This window comes from Arthrobacter sp. UCD-GKA, from assembly GCF_001863355.1.
Lineage (GTDB): Bacteria > Actinomycetota > Actinomycetes > Actinomycetales > Micrococcaceae > Paeniglutamicibacter.
Genome location: NZ_MOLR01000016.1, coordinates 52,212 through 61,872, shown reverse-complemented (window position 1 = coordinate 61,872; position 9,661 = coordinate 52,212). Strand labels below are relative to the sequence as shown.

At 66.3% G+C, this 9,661-nt stretch carries 10 protein-coding genes; 4 read left to right on the top strand and 6 right to left on the bottom strand.

What is annotated here, in order from left to right; all coding sequences use genetic code 11:
* Positions 1-738: zinc-binding dehydrogenase (locus BLJ79_RS20910; protein ID WP_139194999.1), on the top strand; the 738-nt coding region annotated here is incomplete at its 5' end.
* Between the two features lie 33 nt (positions 739-771).
* Positions 772-1,170, top strand: a complete 399-nt coding sequence (locus BLJ79_RS20905) for a GlcG/HbpS family heme-binding protein (RefSeq protein WP_071216744.1) — start codon at positions 772-774, stop codon at positions 1,168-1,170.
* 130 nt (positions 1,171-1,300) lie between these two features.
* On the opposite strand, the gene BLJ79_RS20900 is transcribed toward BLJ79_RS20905, so the two are convergent.
* The 3 genes from BLJ79_RS20900 to BLJ79_RS20890 all read right to left on the bottom strand — a co-directional run bounded on the left by BLJ79_RS20900 (position 1,301) and on the right by BLJ79_RS20890 (position 4,752).
* Positions 1,301-2,890, bottom strand: a complete 1,590-nt coding sequence (locus BLJ79_RS20900) for an SPFH domain-containing protein (RefSeq protein ID WP_071216743.1) — start codon at positions 2,888-2,890, stop codon at positions 1,301-1,303.
* A gap of 2 nt (positions 2,891-2,892) precedes the next feature.
* Positions 2,893-3,369 carry an NfeD family protein gene (locus tag BLJ79_RS20895; RefSeq protein WP_071216742.1) on the bottom strand — a complete coding sequence of 159 codons (477 nt, stop codon included), beginning with the start codon at positions 3,367-3,369 and terminating at the stop codon, positions 2,893-2,895.
* A gap of 822 nt (positions 3,370-4,191) precedes the next feature.
* A complete protein-coding gene (locus tag BLJ79_RS20890) occupies positions 4,192-4,752 on the bottom strand; it encodes a GNAT family N-acetyltransferase (RefSeq protein WP_071216750.1) in 561 nt (186 codons plus the stop codon).
* Positions 4,753-4,878: 126 nt separating this feature from the next.
* Here BLJ79_RS20890 and BLJ79_RS20885 point away from each other — a divergent pair, with 126 nt between their 5' ends.
* Together BLJ79_RS20885 and BLJ79_RS20880 are read left to right on the top strand one after the other, a co-directional pair.
* The gene (locus BLJ79_RS20885) at positions 4,879-5,568 is read left to right on the top strand and encodes a ubiquinone/menaquinone biosynthesis methyltransferase (RefSeq protein WP_071216741.1); all 690 of its coding nucleotides are present in this window, start codon (positions 4,879-4,881) and stop codon (positions 5,566-5,568) included.
* A 240-nt stretch (positions 5,569-5,808) separates the two neighbouring features.
* Positions 5,809-6,543 carry a class I SAM-dependent methyltransferase gene (locus BLJ79_RS20880; protein WP_071216740.1) on the top strand — a complete coding sequence of 245 codons (735 nt, stop codon included), beginning with the start codon at positions 5,809-5,811 and terminating at the stop codon, positions 6,541-6,543.
* A 110-nt stretch (positions 6,544-6,653) separates the two neighbouring features.
* On the opposite strand, the gene BLJ79_RS20875 is transcribed toward BLJ79_RS20880, so the two are convergent.
* The 3 genes from BLJ79_RS20875 to BLJ79_RS20865 all read right to left on the bottom strand — a co-directional run bounded on the left by BLJ79_RS20875 (position 6,654) and on the right by BLJ79_RS20865 (position 9,629).
* Positions 6,654-7,571: an SDR family oxidoreductase gene (locus BLJ79_RS20875; protein WP_071216739.1), complete on the bottom strand. Its 918-nt coding sequence runs from the start codon at positions 7,569-7,571 to the stop codon at positions 6,654-6,656.
* A 153-nt stretch (positions 7,572-7,724) separates the two neighbouring features.
* Entirely contained in the window at positions 7,725-8,837 is a 1,113-nt protein-coding gene (locus BLJ79_RS20870) for a glutathione S-transferase family protein (protein WP_071216738.1), read from the bottom strand.
* 216 nt (positions 8,838-9,053) lie between these two features.
* The gene (locus BLJ79_RS20865) at positions 9,054-9,629 is read right to left on the bottom strand and encodes an NADPH-dependent FMN reductase (RefSeq protein WP_071216737.1); all 576 of its coding nucleotides are present in this window, start codon (positions 9,627-9,629) and stop codon (positions 9,054-9,056) included.
* Positions 9,630-9,661: the final 32 nt, after the last annotated feature.

Genomic DNA, 9,661 nt, shown 5'->3' with positions numbered 1-9,661 from the left:
CCCGACCGCGACCAGGCCCTGGAAAAGATCATGGACCTGACCATGCTCTCCGACATCCTGCCCACCGGCTTCCACGGCGCGGTCACCGCCGGGGTCACCGTCGGCTCCACCGTCTACGTCGCCGGCGCCGGACCCGTCGGGCTCGCCGCCGCCGCCTCCGCCCAGCTGCTGGGCGCCGCGGTGGTCATCGTCGGGGACCTGAACGAGGACCGCCTCGCCCAGGCACGCTCCTTCGGCTGCGAGGCGATCAACGTCGGCGCCGGGGACCCGGCCGACCAGATCGAGCAAATCCTCGGCGTGCGCGAGGTCGACTGCGGCATCGACGCCGTCGGCTTCGAGGCCCGCGGCCACGGCCACGGCACCCACGCCCAGGAGGCCCCGGCCACCGTGCTGAACTCCCTGATGGACCTCACCCGGGCCGGCGGCTCCCTGGGCATCCCCGGCCTCTACGTCACCGGGGACCCCGGCGCCGTGGACGAGGCCGCCCAGAAGGGCAGCCTGTCGCTGTCCCTGGGCACCGGCTGGGCCAAGTCCCTGTCCTTCGCCACCGGCCAGTGCCCGGTGATGAAGTACAACCGACAGTTGATGATGGCGATCCTGCACGATCGCATCCACATCGCCAAGGCCGTCAACGCCCAGGCCATCCCCCTGTCCGACGCCCCGCGCGGCTACGCCGAGTTCGACGCCGGCGCGGCCACCAAGTACGTCCTGGACCCCAACGGCTACCTCTCCAGGTAGCCATCGACCCAAATTTCAAGAAGGAGCAGTGCCATGTCATTGAATCTCGCGGATGCCCGCACCATCATTGCCGCCGCCGAGGAGCGCGCCACCAAAATCGGCCAGCCCATGAACATCGCCGTCGTCGACGCCGGCGGAAACCTCGTCTCCCACGTGCGGATGGACGGTGCCTGGCTGGGCAGCATCGACATCTCCATCAACAAGGCCTTCACCGCCCGGGCCTTCGACCTCCCCACCAAGGACCTCGCGGAAAATTCGCAACCCACCCAGCAGTTCTACGGCATCCACGCCTCCAACCACGGGCGCATCATGATCTTCGCCGGCGGCATCCCGGTGACCCGCGACGGCGTGGTCGTCGGCGCCGTCGGGGTCAGTGGCGGGTCCGGGGCCCAGGACCAGGAGGTCGCGGAGGCCGGCAGCACCGCGCTGTAGCTGGTCCGGGCGGCCCACCGCCGGAACCATCGACTCACGCTCCGGCCTTTTGTCCACTGGGCCGGGTGCTCCACGGCCGATCGCCCCGCCGGTTTGGCGGGGCGATCGGTGGGTGGGTCCGGCGGTTAGGTCAGTTCTGCTCGGCGACCGTTTCCTCGGAGCGCAGGACGGGTGCCGGTGCCGCCTCGGGGGTTGTTTCCGCGCCGTTCAGGAACCCGGAGAGCATTCCGGCGATGTCGATCTCGGTGCTGCCCTTGATCATGGCGAGGCCCTCGGTGACGATGCGGTTCGCCTGCTTGACGGCATCGGATGCACCGTCCGAACTGATGACCGTGTAGTTGTCGATGCCGGAGACGGCATCCGAGCTGGCCTTGACGATCTCCGGCAAAGCACTGATCGCCAGGAACGCCAGGCTGGCCTGGGTGTGGCCGGTCAGTGCGGTGGCCCTTGCATCCTCTGCCGAAGCGGTTGCCGCACCGATGGCGGAAATGGACGCGCCCTCGGCCTCGCCGCGCAGGCGAATCGCGTCGGCCTCGGCCTTGGCGTTGTATTCAACGGCCGTTGCCTCGGCCTTCGCATTGAGCTCCACGGCGGTGGCCTGACCCTCGGCGCGGAACACCTCGGCGTTCTTCGAAGCTTCTGCCTCCACGGTCTGGGCGGCCGCGCGGGCCTCGGCGTCGGCGATGGATGCGCGCTTGGCGCCGTCGGCCTCGATGGCCTTGGACTCGGAGCGGGCCGTTGCATTGAAGACGTCGGCATCGCGCTTGGCCTGTGCCTCGGTACGGAGCTTGTAGGCCTGGGCGTCGGCCGGCTTGTGGACATCGATGTCCAGGCGTTCCTGCTCCACCAGGGCCTTTTCGGCCAGCGCCTTGCGCTCGAGTTCTGCAACCAGGACGTCCTGCTCTGCCTTGGCCAGCTCATGGGCCGAGCTGGCGATGGCTGCTGCACGGTCTTCCTCGGCCTTGAACTCGGATTTCTTGATCGCGAGGTCACGGGCTAGGGCCGCAGTGGCCCCTTCCTGCTCGATGCGGGCAGCTTCCGATTCCTGGAAGGCCTTGGACGTGGCGACGCGGGCTTCGCGCTTGGCGCGTTCCAGGCCCGGCTTGCCGACCTCTTCCAGGTAGTCGATGACGGTCGGCTTGTTGTCCGGGCCGATCACGGTGCGCGAGGGCGTGCTGACCGACGAGATGTTGAAGGCGTCAATCTGGATGCCCTGCTCGGCGAACTGGGTGACGGCCGATTCCAGGGACTGGTCCTGGAATTCCTTGCGGTTGTTGTTGGCGTCCTCCACCGACATGGCCGAAACGATGCCGCGCAGAACGCCCTCGGCCGACTTGGTCACCGAGGCGTTCAGGTCTTCCTTGGAGTGTGTGAGAAAGCGCTGGACGGCCTTGCTCATTCCCTCCACCGAGTCGTCGAACTTGAAGTTCAGGCTGGCGGTCACCGAGGTGGTGATGAAGTTCTTGTCAACGCCTTCCACGGCAAGCTCCACCTGGCGCTGCTCCAGCGACATGACGTATTTCTGGTGAATGACCGGCAGGAAAAGTACGATGCCCTTGGTGAATATTTGCACCTGTCCCTTTGCCCCCTTGCCGGCGCGAATGACGGCCTGGTTGGGGGCGACGGTGACCAGCCGGGTGGTGGCATACCAGATGAGGGCTATGAGGACAGCAAGGATTGCTGCGACGGCGATGACGGTTCCATTTACGGCAAGATCCATGGCTAAAATCCGTTCAGTTCAGAGGTGGATGCGACCCTGATGCGGTCTCCAACAATAGCCACGACGGCAATTGGTGTGTCCTTCTCGATAGGGCTGCTTGAAAATACGAGGCGCTGATTGATTTCGTCGGGGTGGTCCAGCTGAACTTTCCCGACGATGTCGTTGATGTCTGTGGTGGCAATGCCAAGCAAACCGATGACTTCGTGCGGCTGTGCGTCGGAGATTCTTGCCAGCTTTCGGGCAAGCAGCGCTACGCCGACGATGCCAATCACGCCCAGAAGGGCACCCGCGCTGTAGGCCAGAAAGAGTGGACCGTTGTTGAGCAACACAATCGCACCCGCGGCGCCGAAAAGCGTGGCTGCCGCACCGACGGCAGTGGTGGAGATGATTCCGTCGAAGAAATCGACAAGCTCTCCCAGGGTCATGGACAGGATGAGGAGCAGGAGGCCAATGCCTCCGATCACTGCGAATGCGAGCATGTCGATTCCTTCGTGGGCTGACTGACGGGCCAAAAGGCGCGGCATGGTTCAAGTATTCGGCCTTGGCGGAGCCTCAAGTTTCCGGCGCTTCTCGTGCTGTGCATACTTCGTGAAGCGTCGGTTTGGGCACCCGGTCGGGCTCCCTCGATTGCCTCGCCTGACATAAAGTCTATTGGTTAGCTGTATAAAGTTGGGTCAGGTCGGTCACAAGCCTGCCATATGCGAAACGCAGTTGCTGCCCGGAAGCTGCAAACCCGCATGGCTGGTTCGCCAAAAGGGAGCATCCGCCAAGACATGCCCGAAGCTCCCGACACCTCGACCAGGGGTCGAGCGGAACTCGCGGATCCGGTGCCGAGGCGACCGAGGATCCGGTCCCGGCGCAGAAAAATCCGCCGTGGCCCGGGCGGGAAGCGCCCGTCTCCGACAACGTTGAATACGCGTTCGTTGAGTCCCGGCCCAGTGGCCAACGACCAGGGGGACTAAGCGACCTGGCATCACCCAAGCCCGAGCACCGCCAAGACATGGACCAGCCCCACTACCGGCGGAGGGTCCGTCAGCAGGCGCTCGGAGACTTCGGGAGCGGCGGCGGACAGTTATCGATGAAGTGGATTTACCGTCACCACATTCCTCCCGCACCCGGCCTCGATTGGCGTTTTCTGGTGCAGAGAGCGGGGTGTCCCCAGACAGGACGCGTGAAGCATTTCCGAGCCAGCATTCTGTTCGAGGCCAGCGCGGCGTCGGCCCTCCCTTGGCGGTGGAACACCGATCGTGGCGGCGAGTGCTTCCCGCAACCGGCCGCCCGGCATCCCGGGCGGTGAACCTCTAGCCGGCCGATGTCCCGGCCGGTTGGCCCACCGGAAGCAGGCCGGAAAACACGAGCGAATCCCGGGCTTTTCCGTCGATGCGCTTGTGCTCGTACAGGTAGTCCACCTGCTGCATCCCGATCTTTTCCAGCACCCGCACCGAGCCGGTGTTCTCCGGCCGGCAGGTGGCCACCACCCTCGTGATCCCCCGATGCGCCCCGGCCCAAGCCAGCAGCGCTTCGGCGGCCTCCGCCGCGTACCCGTTGCCCCAGGCGTTACGGTCCAGGACGTAACCGAGCTCCGCTTCACCGGGCCCGTGGACCAGGTCCGATTCCCCCGTCATCAGCGCCACCGAACCGATGACCGAGCCGCCCCAGGCAATCGCCAAGGTCCAGGTCTCCCGCGGCACCGCAACCTGCTCCGCGGCGCATTCTTCCAAAAACGCCGCGGTGTCCTGCGGCGTGTTTGGCCCCCATTCGGCGAAAGCGCACACCACCGGGTCTGAGGCGAAGGCATGCACGGCGTCCAGGTCGCCGGGGCGGTACTCGCGCAGCAGCAACCTTCTGGTGGAAATCTCCATGCTTCCCATGGTGGCACGGCGCCGCAACCTTGCCCGGACAGGGGCCCGCAATGACGTCTTCGGACCGTGCCCTCACATAGACTCGAAGGCGAACCCACCAGCACTCCCACGCAAGAACCGGCGGCCATGCAAAACAAAGATTCCTCAGTCCAGGCGACCTTCAATTCCGTCGCCCGGCGCTACGACCTGATCAACCGCCTGATGACCCTGGGCTCGCACCAAACGTGGTGCCGCGAGGTAGCCGCCCGCGCCACCTCGTTCCCGGGACGCGACTACCTTGACCTGGCCACCGGAACCGGTGTCATCGCCCGCGAAATCCGCAAACAGTACCCCGCGGCCAGCATCACCGGCGCCGATTTCTCCGACTCGATGCTGGCCTTGGCCCGGCAGATCAACGGCGGCGACGGCATCGAATGGCAGTTTGCCGACGCCCATGACCTTCCCTTCGCCGATTCCTCCTTCGATGCGGTCACCCACGGCTACCTGCTGCGCAACGTCAGCGACCTGGACAAGGTGCTGGCCGAACAGTTTCGGGTGCTCAAGCCCGGCGGCATGGTCTCCGCATTGGAGTCTTCCCCCCCGGCCGGGCCGTTGGCACCGGCCATCCGCCTGGGCATGCGCATCGTCATCCCGACGCTGGGGCAGTTCATCGGCAAGGACCGGGCGTCCTACGAGTACCTGGTCGATTCGACCCTGGGCTTCCTGTCTCCCGAGGCATTGCGCGAGCGATTCATCAAGGCAGGCTTCGAGGACGTCAAGGTCAAGCCGAAGTACCTGCGCACCAACATGATTTGGTCCGCCCGCAAGCCCAGCTGATTCCTCGGCATCCGCACCGAGCTGCCGCCGTTGGTTTTCGCCCGTCGCCCACACCTCCGGCGCACCGCACCGCGGGTACGGTGTCCGTCCGAAGCGCCATGTTGCCCCTCGGAAGTGCCCGGATTCCACGCCGGCCTCCGGCGGAGCGCAGTTCCCGGCACCACCGGTTTCGAGGAGTTTCGCATCAATCGGAACACAATGTTTATACAATCTTTGGCAAAATTCGTTTAAGCTCGGGCCATGCAATCATTCCTGACCCCGGAGCAGCACGCGGATCTTTACGATGCCGAGAACACCTGGACCGTGGCCGAGGATTTCTTCTTCGCCTTCATTGACGAGCAGCCCCGCAGCAGGGTGCTTGACCTCGGCTGCGGCACCGGTCGGCTGACCATCGCCCTGGCCCGGGCCGGACACCGGGTCACCGGCCTGGACCCGCACGCCGGATCGCTGGCCGCCGCCAGGACAAAGCCCGGTGCCCAGGCGGTCGACTGGATCGATGGCACCTCGGCGCAGCTGCCGCCGGGCACCAGCTTCGATGCGGTGCTGATGAGTTCGCACGTGGCCCAGGCCATCAACGACGATGACGAATGGCAGCGCACCCTGGCCGATATCCGCTCCGCCTTGCGGCCCGGCGGGCGGCTGGTGTTCGACTCACGCGATCCTCGGGCACGGGCCTGGGAACGCTGGACCCCGGGCAGCACCCGCAGCCAGTACACGCTGGCCGACGGAACCGGCGTCCATTTGTGGATCGATGCCCAGGAACGCGAACGCGGCCTGGTTGCCATCACCGAGCACCGCCTGCTGGCGGATGGAAACCGGGAGTTCGAGGACGCCGTGCTGGCCTTCCGCAGCGAGGAGCAATTGCGAACCGCTCTGGCCGCCGCGGACCTGCAGGTCGATGCGGTGTTCGGCGGCTGGCACCGGGAACCGGTGGGCCGCGGCGCCGGGGAACTGATCGTGGTGGCACACCGTTAGCGCACCGGAACACCGTGCTTCACCGACCGGTGATGGCTGGTTGCTGCGGTTTCAGGACGGCCGCGCCAGGGGCACCCGGCAGGCTGCCGCTTGGCTGGTTGCCGTGTCCGTCACCGATACCCGGCACCGTTGGCCGGCAGCCCGGCTCCCTGCACCTCGTCCATGTAGCGCCAGCAATCGGGCGCCGACCCGTCCAGGTCCGTGAAACCGTAGTCGCGGGCAAGCCCCCCGCTGGAGAATGACCCGCCGCTGCGCGAGAGAAGCTCGGGATCCGCGGCGAGCGAGGCGATTGCCCGGCCCACGAAGCGCGGGGATTCGCTGATCGCGGCAAAGTGCCCCGCTTCCTCCGGGGAGCTTTGCCAGTTGGCCTCGGTCACCCCGTAGTGCTCCAGCATCATCTCCGAGCGCAGCCACCCCGGGCTCACGACCACTGCAGCGCACCCGTGGGGCTTGAGTTCGTGGGCGAGAGTGAAGGCCATGCGCAACGCAGCGTTCTTGGCCAGGTCGTAGAACGTGGAGACCCGATAGTGGCTCCAGTTGAATTCCCTGGTCCCGTCGGTCACCTCGACAACCAGTCCGCCGGGCTTCCGGGAAAGCAGCCCCAGCGCGTGGTGGGAGGTGATCAGGTGCGTCTTCACCCCAAGTTCCAGCATGTGCAGGCCGGCCTCGAGGTCATGCTCCCAGATGTTTTGTTCCCACTGAATGAGTTTTTCCCCGCCCCAGATGTCGTTGACCAGCAGATCCAGCCTGCCCTGCTCGGCTTCGATGCGCGCCACCAGCGCGGCAACTGCATCGGACTCCAGGTGGTCAACCGCCACCGCGATCCCGGTGCCGCCGGCCGCGGTGACACGTTCTGCCGTTTCCTCGATGGTTTCGGGGCGGTCGTACTCGCTGCGGGCTTCCCGGGTGCTGCGCCCGGTGCAGTACACCGTGGCCCCGGCCTCGCCCAGCGCGACGGCAATGCCACTCCCGGCCCCGCGCGTTGCCCCGGCCACCAGGGCGATCTTTCCTGCAAGTGTTCGTTCCATGGCTTCACGCTAGACCCGGCCCGCGGAGCGTGGCCAGGGTTGCCGGCGGTGGAATCGGCGCGGTTGAACGACGCAGAAGCCCAGAACCCCYGCCCGGGAATCTCGGGTGGGGGTTCTGGGCTTGCTTCACACGTGCTTTTGGCCCGGTGGTTCCTAGGCCAGCGGGTAGAGCGGGTTGTGCCCGGCGGCGACCTGCTCGGATTCGCGGACCGGCTCCGGAGCGGTGCCGTTGCCCCAGGGGTTCCCGCCGAGGGCCTCGCGGCCGTGCGGCTCGAGCCAGTTTTCCAGGTCCGGGCCGACCGGGACGATCTGCGTCGGGTTGATGTCCTCGTGGACCACGTAGTAGTGCTTCTTGATCTGGTCGAAGTCGACGGTGTCGCCGAAGCCCGGAAGCTGGAACAGCTCGCGGGCGTAGGCCCAGAGGTTCGGCATCTCGGTGAGCTTGTTCCGGTTGGTCTTGAAGTGCCCGTGGTAGACCGCATCGAAGCGCACCAGCGTGGTGAACAGGCGCACGTCGGCCTCTGTGACCGAGTCGCCCATCAGGAAGCGGCGGGTTGCCAGGCGTTCCTCCAGCCAGTCCATGGCCGTCCAGAGCCGGTCGTAGGCCTCGTCGTAGGCCTGCTGGCTTCCGGCAAATCCGCAGCGGTAGACGCCGTTGTTGACCTCGGTGAAGATGCGCTTGATGACCGGCATCATCTCCTCGAGCTTGTCCTCGGGCAGCAGGTCCGGGGCGCCTTCGCGGTGGAATTCCTTCCACTGGGTGGAGAGGTCCAGGGTGATCTGCGGGTAGTCGTTGGTGACCACGGCACCGGAGGGCACATCGACGATAGCCGGCACGGTGATGCCGCGCGGGTAGTTCGCAAAGCGCTTGAAGTAGTTCTCCTGGATGCGTTCGGTGCCCAGCACCGGGTCCACCCCGCCCTCATCGAGGTCGAAGGTCCAGGACCGCACGTCGTGCACCGGCCCGGGGGTGCCCAGGGAGATCGCGTCCTCCAAGCCCAGCAGGCGCCGCACGATGATGGCACGGTTGGCCCAGGGGCAGGCGCGCGCGGCAACCAGCCGGTAGCGGTCGGCCTGGACCGGCCAGAGTTCGGCACCCTCGGCCGCACCCGCGTGCACGTTGCCGATGGTCCCCGCGGTCGGCCCGCCGGAGGCGCGCACGGCGTCGGGATCGGCGACGATCCGGTCCTGGATGTAGTTGGTGTCGCGCGTGAATTCCGCGCCCGTGACGTATGCACCGGCGGTGCTGTGCTGCTGTTCGCTCATAACCCAACCCTATGTTCGGGCGCCCTGAAGCACCATGGAGGAAAAGGAATGGCCTGCCCGTGGACTTCTCCGGGGCAGGCCTTGATCCCGCGGGCCGGGCCGCACGTCCGTTGAACGGCACGAGGCGGGCGGCCCGGGGGGAATCGCTTGGCCGGTCCCCGCGCCCCCATGTTGCACGGGGAGCGGCCAAGTGATGTTGTCTTGGGCGGTTGGCCCTTAGGCGGAAACCAGTGCTGCGTCGCGCACGGTCTTCATGGCAACGGTCCACGGCACCAGCTGGTCCAGGACCGGTGCCAGCGAGGCTGCCTGCAGTTCGGTGGGCTTGAACACCGAGAAGTTCTCGAAGTCGGTGAACAGCGAGAACATGCCGGTCTTCTGCACGTGGGCGACCTGCAGCTCGGAGAGGATGCCGCGCAGGTGCTCGACGGCGCGCACGCCCATGGCCGAGCCGTAGGAGACGATGCCGGCGGCCTTGTTGGCGAACTCGGCGTTCAGGTAGGACAGCGCGTTGGCCAGGGCCGGTGCGACCGAGTGGTTGTACTCGGGGGTGACGAAGACGTAGCCATCGAATTCGGCGATCTTGGCCGACCAGGCCTTGGTGGCCTCGTTCTGGTAGTTCTGGTAGGCAGCCGGGTAGGCTTCATCCAGTAGTGCCAGGTTGAAATCGGCGATGTCAACGAGCTCGTAGTCGGCGTCGCCGCGCAGGTTCGCCTGCTCCAGGACCCACTGGGCCACGCCGGCGTTGTTGCGTCCCGGGCGGGTTGAACCGGTGATGATGGCAATCTTGGTCATGCTGGGTCTCCTTGGTCTGGGGGGTGACACGC

Bases quoted from the DNA above. Each gene is read 5' to 3' on its own strand.
- BLJ79_RS20895 (WP_071216742.1), bottom strand. From the start codon at position 3,369: ATGCTCGCATTCGCAGTGATCGGAGGCATTGGCCTCCTGCTCCTCATC.
- BLJ79_RS20865 (WP_071216737.1), bottom strand. From the start codon at position 9,629: ATGACCAAGATTGCCATCATCACCGGTTCAACCCGCCCGGGACGCAAC.
- BLJ79_RS20870 (WP_071216738.1), bottom strand. From the start codon at position 8,837: ATGAGCGAACAGCAGCACAGCACCGCCGGTGCATACGTCACGGGCGCG.
- BLJ79_RS20885 (WP_071216741.1), top strand. From the start codon at position 4,879: ATGCAAAACAAAGATTCCTCAGTCCAGGCGACCTTCAATTCCGTCGCC.
- BLJ79_RS20905 (WP_071216744.1), top strand. From the start codon at position 772: ATGTCATTGAATCTCGCGGATGCCCGCACCATCATTGCCGCCGCCGAG.
- BLJ79_RS20890 (WP_071216750.1), bottom strand. From the start codon at position 4,752: ATGGAGATTTCCACCAGAAGGTTGCTGCTGCGCGAGTACCGCCCCGGC.
- BLJ79_RS20875 (WP_071216739.1), bottom strand. From the start codon at position 7,571: ATGGAACGAACACTTGCAGGAAAGATCGCCCTGGTGGCCGGGGCAACG.
- BLJ79_RS20900 (WP_071216743.1), bottom strand. From the start codon at position 2,890: ATGGATCTTGCCGTAAATGGAACCGTCATCGCCGTCGCAGCAATCCTT.
- BLJ79_RS20880 (WP_071216740.1), top strand. From the start codon at position 5,809: ATGCAATCATTCCTGACCCCGGAGCAGCACGCGGATCTTTACGATGCC.